This window comes from Rhodococcus sp. 15-649-2-2, assembly GCF_002258645.1.
Lineage (GTDB): Bacteria > Actinomycetota > Actinomycetes > Mycobacteriales > Mycobacteriaceae > Rhodococcoides.
Genome location: NZ_NPFM01000001.1, coordinates 35141 through 55154, shown reverse-complemented (window position 1 = coordinate 55154; position 20014 = coordinate 35141). Strand labels below are relative to the sequence as shown.

Sequence of the window (20014 nt, the reverse complement as noted above, 5' to 3'; positions counted from 1 at the left end):
CGCTCAGCCCCCGCCAGGGACCAGCAGGCCGTCCAGGGTCTGCGTCGTGGTGTCGAGGTTCTCGTCGACGTATCGCCGACCGTCGCCGGCGATGTAGGAACTGTCGGTCGTGTCGTATTCGCCGGTGGATGCCACCGGGTCGCGGCATAGTTCCACGGTAGCGGCACGACGCCCCGGAAACTCCATGCACGGAAGGTTTCTCGCGCCACGAATGGCAGTCGGATCGGCCGGATCGACCTTGCAATAGAGCCCGTCAGGAGTCGGGATGGTGTCGATCTCGGTGGGTGATCGGCGTTCGGATGCCGGTAGGAACCCGGTGGTGCAGGGCGGTGGGTCGTTCACCTGCGCCGCGAAGTACGTGTTCTGGCCCGGCTCGCCGGACTGGGAATTGAGCATTCCTGTTCCCTGTGTCGCTGCGATGAGGGGCGGGTACAACACCAGAATCTGTTCGATCGACGGGTTGTAGACCACGGCAACCTGTTCGACGGTCGTCAGATTCGCCAGTAGCAGAGGCAGTGTCGGCTGCAGCTGCTGGAACAACGCGGTCACTTCCGTGGCCATCGGTGTGCCCTTGTCGATCAGGGAGCGGATCGACGCGTCGCGGTCGCGTAGTTCTCCGGTGACACCGGTCAGCGATGCCGCCCAGGCTCTGATCGACTCACTGCTCGCTGCGGCGGCAGTCAGGACGGGGTCGGCGTTGTCGATCAGTCCGGTGATCGACGCGGCATCGGCGTTCGCGTCGGCGCTCAGGGTCCGGAACGAGTCGAGGAGTTCGGCTACGTTCGTTCCGTTGTTGCCCAGCGCTGCAGCGCTTTCGTCGAGCACGCTCCGAAGGTTGTCGGAGCCGATGGATGCCAACGCCGTCTGCAGCAGGTCGATCGTGGGCCCAACCTGTTCGGGGACCGATGTCCTGTCCCGGGGAATCACCGAACCGTCGGACAGATACGGTCCGTCGGACGAGTCGGGGACGATGTCGATGTACTGCTCGCCGATCGCGGACATGGAGTGGACTTCGGCTTCGGTGTCGGCGGGAACTGCGACATCCGACTCGAGTGACAACACTGCCCGCGCTCCGTCACCGTGGCTGGTCAGCTCGACGACCCGGCCGATTTCGGACCCTCGATACGTCACGTTGGCTCCGGTGTACAGACCGGCACCGTCCGCGAGTTCGACGGCGACTCGATAGCGGCCGATGCCGAGCTGTTCCGACACTCGCGCGAAGTAGATCCCGGTGGTCGAGGTCGAGACCACCGCGACCACCAGAATGATCCACAGCTTGCGATGGAGAGACTGCTTCGGTGTCATGGAGTGCCTGCCGGTGGGATGAGAAGATCTGTGGTCGACGGGATCGTCGCTGCCGGGCTGGGTGAGAACGATCCGAGTGCGCCTTCGAGCGGCGTGCCGAGAAACAGCGCATTGTCGAGGGTGTCGAGCCGAAGGTCCAGTGTCACATCACCGTTGGCGTAGTCGCCGCGCACCGCATTCTGGTAGGTGTCGATCGGAAACGGATAGGTGAGTAGGTAGCGGAACGAGTCGGTCAGTGACGTACCGGAGTCTGCCAGGGAGGCCAGGACCGGACGCAACTCCTCCAGTTCGGCGACCAGGTCACCGCCGGTGTCGTCGACGATCTCTTTCGCGGTGCTTCCCAGCGTGCCTAGCGAGACCAGTGCGGTGGTCAGATCCTGTCGGCGATCGGACAAGACGTCCAGTGCAGGCCCGAGTGTCGTGACGGCGTCGGCAAGCACCTGGTTCTGAGCCGCGACGTCGGCGGCGAAGCGATCGAGGTTGTCGATGGAGCGTTCGATGTCGGCTTGCTGTTCGACGAGACCGTCGAGAAGGGTGTTCAGACGATCGATGAGAGCGCGAACCGATTCCGGCCGTCCACCGAGTGCGGCGTCCAGCTCGTCGACGATGTCACCGAGTTGGGGAAGTCCGCCGCCGTTCAGCACGAGCGAGAGCGAGGACAGCGTCTGTTCGGTGGTGGGGTACGCGCCTGCTCGATCCAGCGGGATGACATCTCCATCGGCGAGACGGCCGGTGGGTGACACGGCGGTAGGCGGCGACAGTTCGATGTGGGTGGATCCGAGAAGGCTGGTCTGTCCGACTGCTGCCACGGCGTTCTCCGGCAGCTCTACGCCCTGGTCGATGTGCACGGTGACGACCGCGTGGCCGTCGTCCAGTTCGATGTCTGCGACGCGTCCCACCGTGACGTCGGAAGCGAGCACTCGCGAATTGCGGTCGATGGTGGATACGTCCGGCATCTCGATGGTCACCGAATATGCGCCTGGCCCTTCGCCTTCGGTGCCGGGGAGCGGGAGGGAATTGAGACCTTGCCAGCCACACCCGGAGGTCAGCAGAACGAGTGCCACACCGGTGAGCGGCAGTATCGAACGACGCTTCGGCGTGCGCGTCGTCATTGCCCGCCTCCCGGAAGGAGGAGGTCCGTCAGCGACGACGGCGAGGGTGCCGGGGCGGGGAATGGTGCCGGGGCGGCCGGTACGAGCTCGGGTTCGCTGTAGACCAGCTGATCGGGGAGTGCGCCCACTCCGTGAATCGGGTTGGTGGACAAGGGAAGATAATCGAAGGCCAGTGTTTTCAGCAACGGACCGAGGTACTGCACGCACAGATTCGCCCCTTCCTGAGCTCCGACTTCCTCCGCTGCGGCAATGGCAGAACAGATGAAGTCCATCGGATTGGCGAAGTTGTTCGGTGCCAGCGCGGAGACGATCGCATTGTGAGCCGGCTGGTAGATGTTGTTCAGGTTCGACAACGCGGTCGGGGCGACATGGAGTATCTGCGCGATTCCGTCCCGTTGCGCGGCGAGTTCACCGATCACGCTCTGCAGGCTGCGGAGAGTGTCGTCGAGACCGTCTCGATTGGCGGCGACGAAGCGCTGCACATCGCCCACCGCGACATCCAGTGACGTCAACGCGGTACCGATCTGTTCGGAGTTCGTATCCAGGACCTCGGTGATCGACGCCATCGAGTTGTTGAAGTTCACGATCTGCTGTCCGCTCGCCGATAGTGCAGAGACGAATACCTGCAGGTTCCGGACGACGGCGAACAGGTCGGTTCGGCCGTCGGACAACGTCTTCAGCGCATCGGAGAGCTGACTGACCGTAGTGGCGATGTTCTGCCCTTGACCTCGCAGGTTGGCATCGGCAGCGTCTACCAGGGCCCCGAGAGGTGCCTGTCGATCAGGTGTCGCGGTTCCCAACGCGTCGGCCACCCGGGCGAGCTGGGCCTTGATCTGATCCCACTCGACCGGAACCGCCGTGCGCGAGATCGGGATTCGTTGCCCGTCGTCCATTGCCGGGCCACCGGTGTAGGGCGGGGTGAGTTGGACGAAACGGCTGGCGACCAGGCTCTGCGAGACGATCACGGCCATGGCATCGGCGGGTACCGGATAGGACGAGTCGACTTCGAGCTCCACGTCGGCGTGATCGCCGCGGGGTTCGATCGACCGGACGGAGCCGACATCGACTCCCATGATCTTCACGTCGTCACCGACGTACAGGCCGGTGGTGCTCGAGAATTCGGCGACTATGGACGTGGTGATCATGCGAGGGACCACGGTGTACGAGACCGCGGCCAGCACCGCCAAGCCGGTTCCGATGGCGGCCAGTTGCCACTGCCGGGCCGTCACCGCGGCGCTCCGTCGATGACGGACAACGGGTTCACGGTGGCAGATTCGCCGGGAGCCGGACCGAGTCCGAGGGCGGCCCGAATGAACGGAGAGATGATCTGCCCGGGGATCAAGTTCTGAATGTACGAGTTGAAGAACGGTCCACTCGACACTGCTTCACCGAGTTGGGTGATGTAGGGACCCAGGTTCTCGATGGCCTGACCGATGTTGTCTCGGTTCTGTTCCAGAACCTCGAGGACCGAATCCAGTGAGGCGAGCGTCGACCCGAGTTGGGCCTCGTTGTCTGCGACGAGGCCGCTCAGATTCTGGGCGAGGTCGGTGACACTGTCGAACAGCCGGTCCACGGCGGCTCTGCGGCGATCGAGTTCACGCAGGATCGTGTCGGCATCGACGACGAGAGTGTCGATCTGTTCGCTGCGAGTGGCGAGTACCCCGGTCACTTGTTCCGCTGCCGCCAGCAGCGACCGCAAGGATTCGTCCCGGGATGCGATGGTCTGCGACAGTCGACCTACACCGTCGACAGCGGCCGCGAGGTCGGCGGGTGTCTGCTCGAGTACGTCGGTGGTCACGCGCATGGCGTCGGTGAGTCCATCGGTGTCGAGTTCGGTGACATCGTCGGTCAGATCTCCCAGCGCGTCGGTCAATTGGTACGGGCTCGTGGTGTTGTCCAGCTGGATCCGAGCCCCCGAACTCAATCGGCCGCTGGTGCCGGGATCGATGCGCAGGTTCTTCGTACCCAGCACCGTCTGTGTCGGTATGGACAGACGGGTATCTTCTCGCAGTACGACGTCGCCGCTCACGGTGAACGTGATTATGACTGTGTCCGAGTCGATTTCGATGTCGGTAACTGTGCCCACCGTAATCCCTGCGACCTCGACATCGGCACCGACGGCGAGCCCCCCGGTGTCCCGAAATGTGCCACTGTATTCAGAGCTGGCCGACAATATCGGCAGCGATGACACATTCGTCGCCACCAGCGTCAGCAGTATCGCCAGGACGGTACCGACGATACCGAGTCGGAGCATATTGCGACCTCGAACTCGCTGATTCATCGCGGCGCGCACCTTCCCGTTTCCTGGCCGATGAGCGGCGTGGTCAGCCCTCGGCCATCGGGTGTATCGATCTTCAACTTGATGCCGCACAGGTAATAGTTGAAGAAGTTTCCGTACGCGCCGAGCCGACTGAGCGCAGCGTAGGTATCGGGCAACCGGGAGACGACGCTACCGATCGTCTCCTTCTCCGAATCCAGTTGAGCAGCAGTGCGACCGAGCTCGTCGAGCGTGGACTTCAGCGGCGGTCTGGCCACGGTGAGCAGGTCCGCCACCGTGGCCGATGACGAATCGATATCGTTCAGTGCCGTGCCCCACGCGGCGCTGTCGGTGGCCAGGCCGGACGCCAGATTCTGGGCACGATCGAGTGCTGTGGACACGACGTCCTTCTGGTCTGCCAACGTCGTCAAGGTCGTGTCCAGGTTGGTGATCACCCGTCCGATCACCTCGTCTCGATCGGCGAGGGATGTGGTCAGTGTGGCGGTATGGGCGAGCAGGGATGCGATCGATCCGCCCTGACCCTGCAGTGTCGCGACGAGTTCTGCGCTCAGATCGTTGACCTTCGAGGGATCGACGGCCTGGAAAAGTGGCTCGAAGCTGCCGATGAGTTGGTCCAGATCCAGTGCGGGTGAGGTTCGTTCGAGTGGAATAGTGGCACCCTCGTCCATCGGAACCGCATCCCCGGGTCCGTCCGCGAGTTCGAGATAGCGGTCGCCGACGAGATTCTGGTAGCGCACGGTTGCGGTCGTGGACGACGTCACGACGTAACCTGCACCCACGTCGATGCCGACCGCCGCGCGATCGTTGTCGACGATGGTGACGTCGCCGACCTTGCCGACTTCCACGCCTGCAACTCGTACGAAATCTCCACTGCGAAGGCCTGATGCGCTGGTGAAGACTGCCCGGAACGAGGCTGTCGATTCGAATCTGATCTGTCCGAACACGACGACCAGGCACGCGAGCACGACGGCCATCACCACCACGAACACGATCAGCTTGATCGTCGTGGATGTGCGGCTCATCGGGTCCCGCCCGGTGCGGCGAGTCCGCCGGGCAGAAAGTCCAGTAACGAACTCGGTGACAAGACCGGGCCGGTATTGCCGGCACGGAACGGGTTCGATCCGGTGTCGGCAACCACGTACGGGGTCGGTACGGCATCGTTCGGCACGTTGGGCAATGCGCCGCATCGCGGTCCACCGGACGCCGCTACTCGGGGCAGGTCCGACTCGTACTCGTACGGCGGTATGCCGAAGAGCACGGTGCTGTTGAGCAACATGGTGCGTCCATTTCCGCCGGAAACTTCCTCGGCACCGACCCGGGCGCGGTCCGCTCCCTGTAGGAAACAGGTGAACTCGGGCGAATACTCCTCGAGCAGTTCGGTTGTCGGCTTCAACTCGTGCACAGTGCTCGAGATGCCTGCAGCATTGTCCGTCAGCACCGTATTTCCCACCTCGGCCATTCCGATCACGCCGAGCAGCACGGCGTCGAGACTGTCGGTGGTGTCGACGAGCGTGCGCCCGGTCGTCGTCAGGTTGTTCAGGTTCGTCAGCAGATCCGGTGCTGCGTCGGCCAACGTCTCGGTGGCGGTCGCTCCCGATGCGATGTCGCGCTGCAGCGTCGGAACCCGAGGTTCGACGCCGGCGAGCAGTGCGTTCGTCTCGTCGAGGGTCAGCCCCATATCGCTACCGCGCCCACTCGTTGCCGTGGCCAACGAGGTCAGCGTCGCGTTCAGCTTGTCCGGTTCCACAGCCGCCAGCACCTCGGTCAGGGTCTCGAACACGGTGTTGACCTCCACTGTCACCGAGGATGATTCGACGACCGCGCCCGACACGATCGGTGTGGTCGATGGACTGGCAGGCTCGGTGAGCGTGACGAACTTCGACCCGAAGATCGTGGTAGCGGCAATCCGGGCCTCGACGTTCTCCGGAATGGACTGTGCTGCAGCGCCGTCGAGGCGAAGCTCGACGACCGCGCCACCTGGAACCTGGCGGACGGCGTCCACCGTTCCCACTTCCACGCCGTGCATCTTCACCAAGGCCCCCGGTTGCATCACGAGGCCGCTCCGATCCGACTGCAGGCTCACCCTGGTCGGTGGACGGACGGCATCGCCCACCGCGCCGGTGAAGGCGAAGTAGGTGGCCGCCACTGCGAGAACGAGCAGTGCGGCCATGATCACGGCAGCCACACGGGGTGCAGCCGATCCGATCCGGTGTGTGTGGTTCATCGTCACCCCGCCAGGTGTACTGATCGGGAATTACCGTAGAGGGCAAGCGAAATCATCAACGTCACCATCACGACGGTGATGAGCGAGAGTCGGACGGCGCGACCGGTGGCAGTTCCCACTCCTGCCGGCCCACCGGTGGCCGTGTAGCCGTAGTAGGTGTGGATGAGCATGACGGCAGCCGCCATGACGAAGACCTGCAGGAAGGACCACAGGACGTCCGAGGGGACGAGAAACGTCGAGAAGTAGTGGTCGTAGACGCCGCCGGATTGTCCGAGAACGACGACTGTGGCGATTCGGCTGGCCAGAAACGAGGTGATAAGTGACAAGGAGTACAGGGGCAGCACAGCGAGCATGCCTGCAAGCACCCGCGTTCCGACGAGATACGGCACGGATTTGATGGCCATGACCTCGAGCGCATCGATCTCCTCGCTGATGCGCATCGCACCCAATTGCGCTGTGGTGCCTGCGCCGATAGTTGCCGCCAAGCCGACGCCGGCAGTGATCGGAGCTACCACACGAACGTTGACATACGCGGCGAGAAAACCGGTGAGGGCATCGACACCGATATTCCCCAGGGAGTCGAATCCCTGGACTGCAACGGTAGCGCCGGCGAACAGCGTGAGGAATCCCAGCACGACGATGCTTCCACCGACGGCCGCGAGAGCGCCTGTGCCGAGACTGATCTCGGCAAGTACGCGCAGAGTTTCGGCTCTGTAGTCACGTGCGGCTTTTCCGGTCGACGCGACGGCGCGTCCGAAGAACAGAGCGAGATCGCCCACGGTGTCGATTCCGCGGACAACGCTGCGGTACCGACGATTCACTCGGACGGCGATATCGAAGCCCATCACGTTCTTCACCGGTCGCTCAGTGCAAGGCCGACAGACGTCAGCGTGAGATTGACGAGAAACAAAGCAACGAAGGAGAATACGACGGTCTCGTTGACTGCCTCGCCTACGCTTCGTGGCCCTCCGACGACGGATAGGCCGCGGTAGCAGGCGATCAGTGCGGCCAGTAAACCGAACAATGCCGCCTTGATCTCGGACAGGAGCAGTTCCGGTAGGCCGACGAGCAGGGTGATTCCGGATACGTATGCACCTGGTGTGACGTCCTGGAGATAGACGGAGAAGAAGAAGCCGCCCACGAGGCCGATGCTGCATACGGCTCCGTTCAACAGCGCCGCGATCATGGTGCAGGCAACGACACGAGGAACGACGAGCCGATGAATGGGGTCGATGCCGAGCACCTCCATCGCCGCCACTTCTTCACGGATGGTGCGCGATCCGAGGTCCGCGGCAATCGCTGTGGCCGCAGCACCGGCAACGACCAACACGGTCACCAGGGGACCGATCTGGGTCACCGCACCCAGTCCGGCCCCCGCGCCACTGAGATCGCTGGCTCCCAATTCCGAGAGCAGTGAGTTGAGTGTGAATACGACCAGAACCGTGAAGGGGATCGACATCAAGATCGTGGGTAGAAGAGACACTCGGGCGATGAACCAGCTCTGGTCCACGAACTCGCGCCACTGGAAGTCTCTGCGTCCCAGTGCCACCGCGGTGTCGATCGAGAGGCCGTAGAACTCACCGACCGCCGACGTCGCCTTGGCGGTCGCGCGCGCTGCACTCCGAAGAGGCTGTGTCACTGGGTTATCCGATACTTCAGCATCATGTCGTGGTCCTCGTGGTCGAGGAGATGGCAGTGCCAGACGTAGCCCTGAAGGTCGCCCGCGGGTTCCGCGGAATGGTCCATTCCGTTGTGCACCTGATGCATCGGGCCGTGATCGACGCTGTGTTCGGGACTCGGTTCCTGCGCCGACGTACCGCCGGGCCGGGCGAAGGTGGCGTCGGGGTCGAAGCCCAATTCGTCGGCCGTCGGAAAACGAACGATGATGCGAGTGACCGTACCGCCGTCCACCCGGACCGTGTCCTTCCATCCGGCTTCCCACGGGGCAGGCGGGGTTGCGGGTCCGGCGAGAAACCCCTCCGGATCGGGAGTCCACTTGATTCCGACGGCGGGTTGTGGATTTGCCACCTGGTAATCGACGGTGCGCAGGGGAGTGCGGCTCAGGATCCTGAACGTGACGAGGTGGATGTGGATCGGGTGTGGATCGGGAGTGATGTTGACGATGTTCCACTGCTCGACCGTTCCGGGCCGAGGCATCTCGATATCCGGGTCGCTGTAGCGAAGATTGTTGAGCGACATGATGGCCGGTGGATTGCGCAGCGCATAGGGCTGGCTGACGGTGACGGTACGGATCTTCGTCGGCTGCTGGATCGGTGCGATCGGTGCCGGCCCTCGAGCGCCGCGCAGCGATGTCGGAACCCCACCGGTGAATCCGCGCGCTGCACCCACCCGGAATCGACAGAACAGGGGCATCGTGACCGCACCGATGACGGCCGCTTGGAAGGGCGGGGCCTCGTCGTTTCGTAGCTCGACCGTCTGTCCTGCGTCGTAATCGGAGAAATCCACGAGTACGTCGTATCGCTCACCTGGAGCAACCCTGATCGACGTCACGGGCACCGGTGAATCGAGCAAGCCGCCATCGTTACCGATGACCCAGAACTTCATGTTGTTCTGGAAGTGCAGATTCCACACGCTGTACGACGCGGCGTTGATCATCCGAAAGCGATAGAGGCCTCGGGCAACGGTGAGTTCGGGCCAGATCATGCCGTTGACCAGCCCTACATCGCCGACGGCTCCACCTTCCCAGGAACCCTCGGGCACGATGCGAGTCGATCGGATGCTCAGGTGACCGTCCTCGCGAAAGATTTTCTCCTGCATGACCAGTGGCATTTCGAATTCACCGGCAGGCAAGCCGAGGGAATTGTCGGGGAGGCCGGTGTCGAATCGATCTCGCAGTAGGTACATACCGGCCAGGCCCGCGTAGACGTTGACCCGGGTGATGGCCATCGCGTGATCGTGATACCAGAGTGTTGCCGCTTCCTGGCCGTTGGGGAAGTGGTGGACGATGCTTCCTCCGGGGAGTGTGAGCTGTTCCGGATTGCCGTCGCTCTCGGGAGGAGTCACGCCGCCGTGCAGGTGCAGGGACATCGGGGTCGAGGTACGGAAACTGTCGGTCACACCGTGCAGCGAGGTGTCCATGTCCTGGGCCATCGGGTGCAGGGCCATGTTGTTGGAGAATCGGAGGGTCAGCGGGTCCTCGGCGTGCCCTTCGATGATGGGCCCGAGGTAGCCGGGTTGTGCGTTCGGTCCGCAGTGATAGGCCAGGGTAGGTACCTCGGGCATGTCCGCATGGAATCTGTGCATCGCAGACACCGCATCGACCGAGAGGTTCGATCCCGACACGGTCGGGAGTGTCGGTAGCGCATCTCGGAACGCAGTCACGTTGGGCGAGTGGAACAGCAGCGGACTCTCGAATGCGTTGTCGATGGGCGAGGTGAATGCGCGGGAGGCGCTGACGCCGCCGAGTGCCACTGCTGCGGTGCCGACACCCAGCGCTCGGAGAAGATTGCGGCGGGTCATGTCGTGCGCCATGTGTGAGGGGGCCTTTCGCGCCGGTCGAACGATGTGACACGCACCATACCGCACTGTATGGTGTGGTCAATCACTTTCACCGAAACCGCAGATGGAGGGCCCGATGAAACTGCGTGAGAACGCAGGTCGAGTGGCGCGGGTTGTCGTCGCGACCTCGTCGATCGTTGCCGCCGTCACGAGCTTCGGCGTTTCGGCCGCCGCTGCGTCCCCCTCGACGTGCGCCACGCCCACCGTCCTGGTGCACGATCTCGCATCTTCGGAGCGCGAGTGGGACGGGTGGCTCGACGAGCTGGGTGGCCGGGGTGTGTGCGCGTTCGCGTTCACCTACGGTGCCCCGGAGGCTTCGGTTCTGTTGCAGCAGAACGGACTGGCGGTGGCAGGTCTGTCGAGAATCGAGGACTCGGCAATCGAGTTCGGAGCATTCGTCGGCTCCGTCCGCGAACGCACCGGTGCCGACCGAGTGCAGGTTCTCGCGCACGGTGCAGGCGGGTTGGTGGCGCAGCAGTGGATTGCGCACGCCGGTGCGGAGGACGTTCGCACGCTGGTGACCGTGGGGCCGCTGTGGAACGGGACCGATATCGCCGGTCTCGGCACGATCGCTGCCGTCAATCGGAGCCTCGGAATCTACGACGCTCTCGCCGTGGTGGAAAAGCCTCTGCTCGAACCGATCTGCGCCGCGTGCGGCCAGATCGTCGCCAACTCCGGGTACATGCACGATGCTGCTCGCACTGGGTGGGTGGTGCCGGGGGTGCGATATGTCAACGTGATGTCGCGGTACGACGGCCTGATGACCGACCCTCTGTCGGCAGCAGTACCCGGCAGTGAGAACGTGATCGTCCAGGGAGTGGACCCGAGCGATCGGGCGAACCACCTGCAACTGATGAACGATCCACTCGTTCGTCGGTTGGCCCTCACCGCCCTTACCGCCCCTGCCGTCGGATGACGACTTCGGATCGTACGATCGAAGGGCGGTACGCCGCTCCGACAGCGAGGAGTTCACTCTGATGGCAGGCACACCCAGGTCGGCGTCGTCGCGACGTGCACCCGCAAAGAATGCTGTGGGGGCAAAGGCCGGGACCAAACCGGCGCGTCGCGCAACACGCTTGTCGGTCGACGACTGGATCGACGCCTCGTTCGAGCTGATGGCCACCGACGGCGTCTCCGGTGTGAAGATCACCAAGTTGTGTGAACGCCTCGAGGTCACCAAGGGGAGCTTCTACTGGCATTTTGCCGATATCGACAAGCTGATGGAAGCGATAGCGGACAAGTGGTGCGACACTCAGAACGACACTGTTCGTGGACTGAAAGGCCTCGAGACCGTCGAGGTCGAGCAGCGTCTGCAGATCATGGCCGAACTGTTGATCGACCAACGAACCTGGGCTGTGGAGTCGGCTGTTCGGGACTGGGCTCGCAACTACGGCAAGATCGCCGACGCGGTGCGCGAACTCGACAATCGAATCTTCGAGGTCGTCCAGCGCTCGTTGCTCGATCTCGACTTCGACCCCGACGAGGCCCGGCTTCGGGCAGGCATTCTCGTGTACTCGGGCATCGGGTTCGTTCATGCGCGGGGCAGCCTGCCAACTCCATCGGCTGCGGAAGTTCATGCGATGTTCGAGCTGCTCACGCGCCATTGAAGCCGTAAATCAGTACCATACTCAATGGTACTGTGAGTGGGTTGATTCCCATCACTCGACGGAGGCTGCTGTGCTCGGAGAAGACCCATCTGCTGACTCGAATGCACTGCCGCTGAGCGGGTTTCGCGTACTGGAACTGGGGAACTACATCGCCGGGCCCACCGCTGCACGCCTGCTCGCGGATTTCGGTGCCGAAGTGATCAAGGTGGAGCGCCCGGACACGGGCGACGAGACCCGTTCGTGGCGCCTGTATTCAGGGACGACCTCCATGTTGTTCAGAACGCTCAACCGCAACAAGAAGTCGATCGTGCTCGATCTCAAGACCGAAGAGGGTCGACGGTCCGTCCTCGACTTGGCGGCGACGTGCGACGTGGTGGTCGAGAACTTCCGCCCTGGAACACTGGAGAAGTGGGGCATCGGGCCGGACGCCCTCGATGCCGCCTCTCCGAACGTCGTCCTCGTGCGCATTTCGGCGTTCGGGCAAACCGGGCCGCTGTCGAAACGGCCGGGATTTGCTGCAGTTGCCGAAGCGTACAGCGGATTTCGGGAGTTGGTCGGCGATCCCGACCGGCCGCCCGTTCGGGTCGGAGTGTCCATAGGCGACACGGTAGCCGCCTTGTATGCAGGATTCGGAGCAGTGATGGCGTTGCTGCACAATCGTTCTCGGACCATCGAAGAAGGTCCGCTGCCGCTGTCGTCTCGGGTGATCGATGTTGCGCTGAGCGAATCCATGTTCTCGGTGCTCGAGTCACTGATTCCCGACTACCTGGCGTACGGTGTCGAGCGGCAACGTCTCGGCGGGCGGATGGAAGGGATAGCGCCGTCCAACGCTTACACGTGCTCGGATGGGTTGTCGATCGTTGTGGCAGGCAACGGAGACGCCATCTTCGTTCGCTACATGTTGGCGATCGGGCGTCCCGACTTGGCTACCGATCCCGAACTGTCCGGTGGTGCGGGCAGGTGGAAACGTCGAGACGAACTCGATGAGGCGATCGGTGCGTGGGCTGCCACGGCGACTCGTGCCGAGGCGCTCGCAGTGCTCGACGCAGCGGAGGTGCCGAGCGGTCCGATCAATACAGCGGCCGATATCTGTACGGACGAGCAGATGCTCTCTCGCAACATGATTCAGCAGTTCCCTGTCGATACAGGTGGTCCTGACCCGGTCTCGGTGGGGTTTCCCGGCATCGTACCGGTAATCGGCGAGCGATCGGTGTCGATCCGCAACGTAGGACCTGAACTCGGTCAACACACCGACGATATTCTCGGTGAGTTGGCGAGCGCTCGAACAGATCTCGGTGGAGAGCAGGTCAATGGTGGTGTCCGCCGGCACCGTGCGTGACTGAGGAGGGGGCAGCGCCCTCGGCCGACACGACCCTCAGTCGTTGCATCATCTCGTTGTCCTCGTGATCGGTCAGATGGCAGTGCCACACGTACCCCTGCGCGGCGGCGCCGTCGGGGCCGGTGAACTCCGCGTCAGGATCGAATCCGAGTTCATCGGCTGTCGGCCATCGGACCAGAATTCGAGTGATCTGGTTCGGTGGGCATCGGACAGTGTCTTTCCATCCGGATTCGTACGGCGCGGGCGGTTCCGGGCTGTTCGTGGTGTACTCGTCGGCCGACGGTGTCCAGCGAGTACCCAGTAGCGGCGGTGGGTTCTCGGCCAGGTAGCGCACTTTGTCGAAGTCCTGGCGGCCGAGGACCTTGAACTGCACCAGGTGAACGTGCATCGAATGAACCTGAAAGGTGGCGTCCGCGTTCACGAAATCCCACTGCTCGGTGGTTCCCTGCACCGGCATGTCGAAATCGGACTGATCGAATCGCATGTTGTTCAGACTCATACCGAGGACACCGAGAAACGTGGGGTTCTCGGTGTTGGCGTTGACAGACAGCGTCGCTGTACGGACAGATTGTGGTGTCCCCGGAACAGCAGTGGCCGAGCGCCTCAGCGTGTGGGGGACGGTCCGCACCGGTGCCTGGCTCTCGCCGACGACGAAGCGCATCACGTCGCGGATCGCCATGGCGCCGTTGGCCTGTCCCGCGATCGATATCTGCATCGTGTTGACCAGATCGATGGCGGTTCCTGGCTCGGTACGGGAGAAGTCGATCAGAATGTCGTAGCGTTCGGCGGGCGCGATGTCCAGTTCGCCAACCATGACCGGGGCGTCCAGAAGTCCACCATCGCTACCGATCACCCAGAACGGCTCGCCGTTCGACAGTGCCAATCGGTAGTCGTTGAGTTGGCTCGAACTGATCAACCGAAAGCGATACACGCCTCGATCGACGTCGAGATAGGGCCACGCCTTACCGTTGACCACCATCACGTCCCCGCACTGCCACTGTCGTTTCACCATCGGTTCCGTCCTCCCTGATGCAGACGGGAGTGACAATACAGTTCGGTACGGTATGGATTAGCTTTTCAGCTGAATGCCCGCTCCATACTCGCGTCCGACGGTGGTTCGGTCGTTCGATCAGGTAGACGACGTCTGACGTGGCGCCTTCGAAATTGGATGGGCTGCGGTCACAACCTCGCTGCGAGTCGGTGGTACGCCGCGTTCCATCGCAAGGTCTGCTGGAATCCGCGTGTGGTGGTGGTGGAGTCGATGGCGAGCAGCTCGACCCCGATCATGTCCGAGAACGCCTCCAGCACAGGCAGACCGATGGCCGTGCTCAGGACAGTGTGGTGGGGCGCGCCGGCTGTCAACCACGATTCTGCCGACACCGACAGTGACGGCTGCGGTTCCCACACTGCACACGCCACCGGCAGCTTCGGCAGTGCCTCGTCGGGTTCGACCACGTCGATCACGTTGGCCGTCAATCGGAATCGCTCACCGACGTCGGACAGCCCGACGACGACGCCGTGTCCTGGATCGGCGGTGAATCGCAACCGCACCGGATCCTCACGTCCGCCGATCGACAGCGGATGGATTTCCAGTGTGGGTCGCGACGTCGTGATCGATGGGCACACCTCCAGCATGTGTGCGCCGAGGATCTTCTCTTCTCCGGGCACCAGGTGGTAGGTATAGTCCTCCATGAAGGACGTGCCACCGTCCAGTCCCTCGGCCATCACCTTCATGCCGCGCAACAACATCGACGTCTTCCAGTCGCCCTCGCCGCCGAAGCCGTAACCGTCGGCCATCAGCCGTTGCACTGCGAGTCCCGGCAACTGACGAAGCCCACCGAGATCCTCGAAGTTGGTGGTGAAGGCCTTGAATCCGCCGTCGGTCAGGAACTGCCGCATTCCGGCTTCGACGCGTGCACCGTATCGAAGGGAGTCGTGTCGGTCCCCGTCCTTGTCCAGACTGGGGGCGATGTCGTACAGCGACCGATACTCGTCGACGAGTTCCGAGACTGCCGCCTCGCTGACACCGTCGACCACGTCCACGAGATCGTTGACGCCGTAGGTGTTCACGGAAACGCCGAAACGTAGCTGCGCCTCGACCTTGTCGCCCTCGGTGACCGCGACGTCGCGCATGTTGTCGCCGAAACGAGCCAGCCGTAGCGACCGCAGCTCGGCCCGCCCGAGCGCCGCACGTGCCCACTGCTCCGCCCGCGTCCGTACCGTCGGATTGTCGACATGGCCTGCGACGGTGGTCCGCAGTACACCGACCCTGGATTCGATGTGCCCGAACTCGCGATCGCCGTGTGCAGCCTGGTTCAGGTTCATGAACTCCATGTCGATCGTGGACCACGGCAACGACATTCCGGCTTGGGTGTGCAGGTGCAGCAGTGGGACGTCCAGGGCATCGAGGCCGGCGATCCACATCTTGGCGGGGGAGAAGGTGTGCATCCAAGTGACAACGCCGATGCAGTCGTCGGAGGCGTTGGCCTCGCGCATGCAGCGCAGGATGGACGAGGCGTCGAGCAGTACCGGCTTCCAGACGACCGACACCGGTAGTGCGTCGTCGAGTTTGTCTGCGATCTCACGTGATTGGACCGCTACCTGCTCGAGCGTCTCGGGACCGTAGAGGGCTTGGCTGCCGGTGAGAAACCATACTTCGGACATGGAGAATGTACCTTCCGTGGAAAGAGTGTGTGGCGCCGGTCAGCGCTGGCCGTAGACGTTCTGGTATCGGTCGTACAGTGCGTCGACCGAGGAGCTCGGAATGCGAAGTGGTTGTCCCAGTTGGTAAGACAGATGTACGGACCGTGCGACGTCCTCGCACATGACCGCCGCCTTCACCGCGGATCGAGCGTCGGGTCCCACTGCGAACACTCCGTGGTTCTGCATCAGGACGGCGGGAGACCGACTGCCGGCCAGGGTGTCGACGATGCCGCGGCCGATCGAGTCGTCGCCGATGACGGCAAAAGGACCCACTGGAATGTCTCCGCCGAATTCGTCCGCGCACATCGTGGTGACGACCGGAATGGGTTCTCCTCGAGCAGCCCACGCGACCGCATAGGGCGAATGAGTGTGCACCACACCGTTGATGTGGTCGAGGTGCCGATAGACGTACGCCTGTGCCTCGGTGTCCGAGGACGGCGCATGCTCACCTTCGACCACTCGACCGTGCAGATCGCAGACCACCATGTTGCCCGGTGTCAGATCGTCGTAGGAGACGCCGCTGGGTTTGATGACCATGAGATTTCGCCCGGGTACTCGCGCGGACACGTTGCCGGCCGTCCACACGACCAATCCGTAGCGCATCAGTTCGGCGTGCAATGCGCACACGTCTCTGCGGATCTCCTCGACGACTCCGCGAACATCGTCGACAACCGTCATTTCGATTCCAACTTCCTGGTCAGAGCAGCGCGTCGAAGTGATCGCAGCCGGCGCATCGTCGGTACGTCCCGACCGAAGCGATCGTGTAGTTCCAGATAGATCTCGTACAGCGAGTCGTAGGCCTTCGATCGGGACTCGTCCGGTACGAAGGCACCGCGGCGGACCTTGCCCATCGATTTGGACGCCACCGGCACGTCGGGATAGCAACCGGCGGCCACGGCGGCATGGATGGCGGAGCCGAGTGCGGGCCCTTGCGCGGAAGTGATGACGGACAACGGCATTCGCAGTACATCCGCGTAGATCTGCATCAGCAGTGGGTTGCGAGCCAGACCCCCGGCCACGACGAATTCCTCGACAGGAACGCCGCTGTCGCGAAACGTCTCGACGATGACGCGGGTTCCGAATGCGGTGGCCTCCAGCAGTGCGCGATAGGTGTCCTCGGGACGCGTGGCCAGTGTGGTTCCGATGACGAGTCCGGAGAGTTCGTGGTCCACCAGCACCGACCGGTTGCCGCTGTGCCAGTCGAGCGCGACCAGGCCGTGCTCGCCCACTTCTTGGGCAGACGCGAGCCGCGTCAGGTATTCGTGCACCGACTCCCCGGCGGCCGCCGCTGCTTCGGAGTACGACGAGGGAACCGAAGTGCGCGTGAACCATCCGAAGATGTCACCGACGCCACTCTGGCCCGCCTCGTACCCGTAGGAGCCGGCCACGATGCCGCCGTCGACGACGCCGCACATCCCGGGGACGTCGTTCAACACGGTCGAACTCATCACGTGGCAGGTGGACGTTCCCATGATGGCGACCATGCGACCCGACTCGACTGCGCCCGCGGCCGGTGCCGTGACGTGAGCATCCACGTTGCCGACCGCGACGGCGATTCCCTCGGGCAGTCCCGTCCATGCCGCAGCCTCGGCGGTCAACGTTCCTGCCCGCGAGCCCAGTTCACCCAGAGGCTGATCGAGTTTGTCGGCGACGAATCCGGCGAAGCCGGCCGCGAGTTCGGTCAGGAAATCGACCGAAGGATATTTCCCGTCCTGGTAGATGCCCTTGTAGCCCGCGGTGCATGCGTTCCGTACGTAGTTTCCGCACAGCTGCCAGACGATCCAGTCGGCCGCCTCGACCCACCGGTCCATGGCCTCGTAGATCTCGCCGTCTTCCTCGTGGATCTGCAGCGCTTTGGCGAATTCCCATTCCGAGGAGATCAAGCCGCCGTAGCGGGGGAGCCAGCTCTCGCCGCGTCGGGCGGCCAGTTCGTTGATGCGATCGGCTTGTCCCTGCGCTGCATGGTGTTTCCACAGTTTGACGTATGCGTGTGGTCGATCGGCGAATCGAGGGTCTTCGCTCAGCGGGGTGCCGTCCGCATAGGTGGGCACCATGGTGCATGCGGTGAAGTCGGTACCGATGCCCACCACCTGCTCCGGCGCGATTCCGGCGGCCGCGATCGCTGCGGGTACCGCATGGCGTAGGACGTCGCGATAGTCGTCGGGTACCTGCAGGGCCCAGGCGTCGGGCAGTCGGACTGTACTGCCGGGCAGAGTTTCCTCGAGCACGGCATGTCGGTATTCGTGTACGGCAGATGCTATTTCGGCACCGTCCGCGACGCGGACGACGACGGCACGGCCGGAGAGGGTGCCGTAGTCGACGCCCACCGTGTACTGGTCCACCGGCATGCAAATCTCCTTCACTGTGCCACCGACTGTGACGTGTGCAACACAGTGTGAGCGCTAACATCGGGCTGAGTCAAGTGCTCGGTATGTGATGGTCGATCGATTGGGGGACGGGGCGTCGATCTCGGGTCGCTCACCTCCACTGCGAGTTCGGTGTCCGCGAACACATGAAGAACTGTGCATACTGGTGTGACGCGGGCCACAGGCGCAGATCGAGTCGATGATCTCGGCCTGCCGGTCACCCAGCTCACTCATCGAAGAGGAGAACTCATGGCAGACAACCGCGCAGTGACATACGCCGGCCCAGGGAAGGTGGAGGTCCACGACATCGCGTTTCCCGGGTTGGAGTTGACCGACGGACCCGGAGTGAACCCCGCCAATGTCGGTCGAAAATGCGAACACGGTGTGATCCTCAAGGTCGTCTCGACCAATATCTGTGGCAGCGACCAGCACATGGTGCGCGGGCGCACGACCGCACCCGAGGGGCTCGTGCTGGGCCACGAGATCACCGGCGAAATCGTCGAGGTGGGTCGTGACGTCGAATTCCTGAAGGTCGGAGACATCTGCTCGGTACCGTTCAACATCGCGTGTGGACGGTGTCGAAACTGCAAGGAACGCAAGACCGGCATCTGCCTCAACGTGAACCCCGATCGACCCGGGTCGGCGTTCGGGTACGTCGACATGGGCGGTTGGGTCGGGGGCCAGGCCGAGTACGTCATGGCACCGTATGCGGACTTCAACCTGTTGAAGTTTCCCGACCGGGACCAGGCGCTGGAGAAGATCCTGGACCTGACGATGCTGTCCGATATCTTTCCCACCGGATTCCACGGAGCGGTCACCGCAGGAGTGAAACCCGGTGCGACGGTCTACATCGCGGGTGCGGGTCCGGTCGGCCTCGCTGCTGCGGTCGGTGCGCAACTGTTGGGAGCATCGGTGGTGATAGTCGGCGACATGAACGCCGACAGGTTGGCCCAGGCGCGAACCTTCGGCTGTGAGACCGTCGACGTCGGCAAGGGTGCACCGCAGGATCAGATCGAACAGATTCTCGGCGTCCCCGAGGTCGACGCCGCGGTGGATGCAGTGGGCTTCGAGGCTCGCGGTCACGGTGGAGATTCGTCTCACGAGGCACCGGCGACGGTGCTCAACTCGCTCATGGAGATCACCACGGCGGGTGGCGGCATCGGGATCCCCGGGCTGTACGTCACCGGCGATCCGGGCGGTGTGGACGAGGCTGCGCAGCGTGGCGCTCTCTCGCTCAGCCTCGGTACCGGTTGGGCCAAGTCGCTGTCGTTCGCCACCGGGCAGTGCCCGGTGATGAGCTACCACCGAGAGTTGATGAATGCGATTCTCAAGGAACGGGTTTCGATTGCCAAGGCCGTGAATGCCACGGTCATCACGCTCGACGATGCACCGCGCGGCTACCGCGAATTCGACAGTGGCGTTGCACAGAAATTCGTCATCGACCCGCACGGAATGATCGCCGGCTGACAGCGTCCGACCCCGGCAGTCGTTCGAGCCACCATCGCGAGAATGCGAGGGTGGCTCGAACGTGTGCTGCATCGAGTTGGGCAGTCGTTCGGCC

17 protein-coding genes are annotated in these 20014 nt (G+C 63.4%); 4 read left to right on the top strand and 13 right to left on the bottom strand.

The annotated features are described in order from the left end of the window. Positions 1 to 3: 3 nt before the first annotated feature. Genes CH305_RS00280 through CH305_RS00240 form a run of 9 tightly spaced genes read right to left on the bottom strand, consistent with a single transcriptional unit; the run spans position 4 to position 10411 of the window. Positions 4 to 1305 (bottom strand): MCE family protein, encoded by a 1302-nt coding sequence (locus tag CH305_RS00280; RefSeq protein WP_037155550.1) that lies wholly within the window; start codon positions 1303 to 1305, stop codon positions 4 to 6. Next, the gene (locus tag CH305_RS00275) at positions 1302 to 2417 is read right to left on the bottom strand and encodes an MCE family protein (RefSeq protein ID WP_032404144.1); all 1116 of its coding nucleotides are present in this window, start codon (positions 2415 to 2417) and stop codon (positions 1302 to 1304) included. The genes CH305_RS00280 and CH305_RS00275 overlap by 4 nt, the downstream gene beginning before the upstream one ends. After that, on the bottom strand, positions 2414 to 3646 hold the full coding sequence (locus tag CH305_RS00270) for an MCE family protein (RefSeq protein ID WP_032404143.1): 1233 nt from the start codon (positions 3644 to 3646) through the stop codon (positions 2414 to 2416). Before CH305_RS00270 ends, CH305_RS00275 begins: the two co-directional genes overlap by 4 nt. Then, positions 3643 to 4671, bottom strand: a complete 1029-nt coding sequence (locus tag CH305_RS00265; protein WP_256983407.1) for an MCE family protein — start codon at positions 4669 to 4671, stop codon at positions 3643 to 3645. Before CH305_RS00265 ends, CH305_RS00270 begins: the two co-directional genes overlap by 4 nt. Positions 4672 to 4694: 23 nt before the next feature. After that, entirely contained in the window at positions 4695 to 5717 is a 1023-nt protein-coding gene (locus CH305_RS00260; protein ID WP_094701927.1) for an MCE family protein, read from the bottom strand. After that, on the bottom strand, positions 5714 to 6919 hold the full coding sequence (locus tag CH305_RS00255) for an MCE family protein (RefSeq protein ID WP_094701925.1): 1206 nt from the start codon (positions 6917 to 6919) through the stop codon (positions 5714 to 5716). The genes CH305_RS00260 and CH305_RS00255 overlap by 4 nt, the downstream gene beginning before the upstream one ends. A gap of 2 nt (positions 6920 to 6921) precedes the next feature. After that, entirely contained in the window at positions 6922 to 7764 is an 843-nt protein-coding gene (locus CH305_RS00250; protein WP_032404140.1) for an ABC transporter permease, read from the bottom strand. A gap of 8 nt (positions 7765 to 7772) precedes the next feature. After that, a complete protein-coding gene (locus tag CH305_RS00245) occupies positions 7773 to 8558 on the bottom strand; it encodes an ABC transporter permease (protein WP_037155554.1) in 786 nt (261 codons plus the stop codon). Further along, positions 8555 to 10411, bottom strand: coding sequence for a multicopper oxidase domain-containing protein (locus CH305_RS00240; protein WP_094701923.1), 1857 nt, complete (start codon positions 10409 to 10411; stop codon positions 8555 to 8557). The genes CH305_RS00245 and CH305_RS00240 overlap by 4 nt, the downstream gene beginning before the upstream one ends. A gap of 103 nt (positions 10412 to 10514) precedes the next feature. On the opposite strand from CH305_RS00240, the gene CH305_RS00235 reads away from it, so the two are divergent. The 3 genes from CH305_RS00235 to CH305_RS00225 all read left to right on the top strand — a co-directional run bounded on the left by CH305_RS00235 (position 10515) and on the right by CH305_RS00225 (position 13384). Further along, a complete protein-coding gene (locus CH305_RS00235; protein ID WP_094702075.1) occupies positions 10515 to 11354 on the top strand; it encodes a triacylglycerol lipase in 840 nt (279 codons plus the stop codon). A gap of 61 nt (positions 11355 to 11415) precedes the next feature. After that, a complete protein-coding gene (locus CH305_RS00230; protein WP_094701921.1) occupies positions 11416 to 12045 on the top strand; it encodes a TetR/AcrR family transcriptional regulator in 630 nt (209 codons plus the stop codon). A gap of 70 nt (positions 12046 to 12115) precedes the next feature. Next, complete coding sequence (locus CH305_RS00225) at positions 12116 to 13384, top strand: CaiB/BaiF CoA-transferase family protein (RefSeq protein ID WP_256983405.1); 1269 nt, start codon at positions 12116 to 12118, stop codon at positions 13382 to 13384. Here CH305_RS00225 and CH305_RS00220 read toward each other — a convergent pair. The 4 genes from CH305_RS00220 to araB form a co-directional block, all read right to left on the bottom strand. Then, complete coding sequence (locus CH305_RS00220) at positions 13353 to 14396, bottom strand: multicopper oxidase family protein (protein WP_094701917.1); 1044 nt, start codon at positions 14394 to 14396, stop codon at positions 13353 to 13355. The genes CH305_RS00225 and CH305_RS00220 overlap by 32 nt on opposite strands. A 167-nt stretch (positions 14397 to 14563) precedes the next feature. After that, positions 14564 to 16048, bottom strand: coding sequence for an L-arabinose isomerase (araA, locus tag CH305_RS00215; RefSeq protein ID WP_032404136.1), 1485 nt, complete (start codon positions 16046 to 16048; stop codon positions 14564 to 14566). 39 nt (positions 16049 to 16087) lie between these two features. Continuing rightward, the gene (locus CH305_RS00210) at positions 16088 to 16765 is read right to left on the bottom strand and encodes an L-ribulose-5-phosphate 4-epimerase (protein WP_094701915.1); all 678 of its coding nucleotides are present in this window, start codon (positions 16763 to 16765) and stop codon (positions 16088 to 16090) included. After that, positions 16762 to 18435 (bottom strand): ribulokinase, encoded by a 1674-nt coding sequence (gene araB, locus CH305_RS00205; protein WP_094701913.1) that lies wholly within the window; start codon positions 18433 to 18435, stop codon positions 16762 to 16764. The genes CH305_RS00210 and araB overlap by 4 nt, the downstream gene beginning before the upstream one ends. Before the next feature lie 267 nt (positions 18436 to 18702). Here araB and fdhA point away from each other — a divergent pair, with 267 nt between their 5' ends. Then, positions 18703 to 19920: a formaldehyde dehydrogenase, glutathione-independent gene (gene fdhA / locus CH305_RS00200; protein WP_032404829.1), complete on the top strand. Its 1218-nt coding sequence runs from the start codon at positions 18703 to 18705 to the stop codon at positions 19918 to 19920. Positions 19921 to 20014: the final 94 nt, after the last annotated feature.

Bases quoted from the DNA above. Each gene is read 5' to 3' on its own strand.
- CH305_RS00280 (WP_037155550.1), bottom strand. From the start codon at position 1,305: ATGACACCGAAGCAGTCTCTCCATCGCAAGCTGTGGATCATTCTGGTG.
- CH305_RS00275 (WP_032404144.1), bottom strand. From the start codon at position 2,417: ATGACGACGCGCACGCCGAAGCGTCGTTCGATACTGCCGCTCACCGGT.
- CH305_RS00265 (WP_256983407.1), bottom strand. From the start codon at position 4,671: ATGCTCCGACTCGGTATCGTCGGTACCGTCCTGGCGATACTGCTGACG.
- CH305_RS00260 (WP_094701927.1), bottom strand. From the start codon at position 5,717: ATGAGCCGCACATCCACGACGATCAAGCTGATCGTGTTCGTGGTGGTG.
- CH305_RS00255 (WP_094701925.1), bottom strand. From the start codon at position 6,919: ATGAACCACACACACCGGATCGGATCGGCTGCACCCCGTGTGGCTGCC.
- CH305_RS00250 (WP_032404140.1), bottom strand. From the start codon at position 7,764: ATGGGCTTCGATATCGCCGTCCGAGTGAATCGTCGGTACCGCAGCGTT.
- CH305_RS00240 (WP_094701923.1), bottom strand. From the start codon at position 10,411: ATGGCGCACGACATGACCCGCCGCAATCTTCTCCGAGCGCTGGGTGTC.
- CH305_RS00235 (WP_094702075.1), top strand. From the start codon at position 10,515: ATGAAACTGCGTGAGAACGCAGGTCGAGTGGCGCGGGTTGTCGTCGCG.
- CH305_RS00230 (WP_094701921.1), top strand. From the start codon at position 11,416: ATGGCAGGCACACCCAGGTCGGCGTCGTCGCGACGTGCACCCGCAAAG.
- CH305_RS00220 (WP_094701917.1), bottom strand. From the start codon at position 14,396: ATGGTGAAACGACAGTGGCAGTGCGGGGACGTGATGGTGGTCAACGGT.
- araA (WP_032404136.1), bottom strand. From the start codon at position 16,048: ATGTCCGAAGTATGGTTTCTCACCGGCAGCCAAGCCCTCTACGGTCCC.
- CH305_RS00210 (WP_094701915.1), bottom strand. From the start codon at position 16,765: ATGACGGTTGTCGACGATGTTCGCGGAGTCGTCGAGGAGATCCGCAGA.
- araB (WP_094701913.1), bottom strand. From the start codon at position 18,435: ATGCCGGTGGACCAGTACACGGTGGGCGTCGACTACGGCACCCTCTCC.
- fdhA (WP_032404829.1), top strand. From the start codon at position 18,703: ATGGCAGACAACCGCGCAGTGACATACGCCGGCCCAGGGAAGGTGGAG.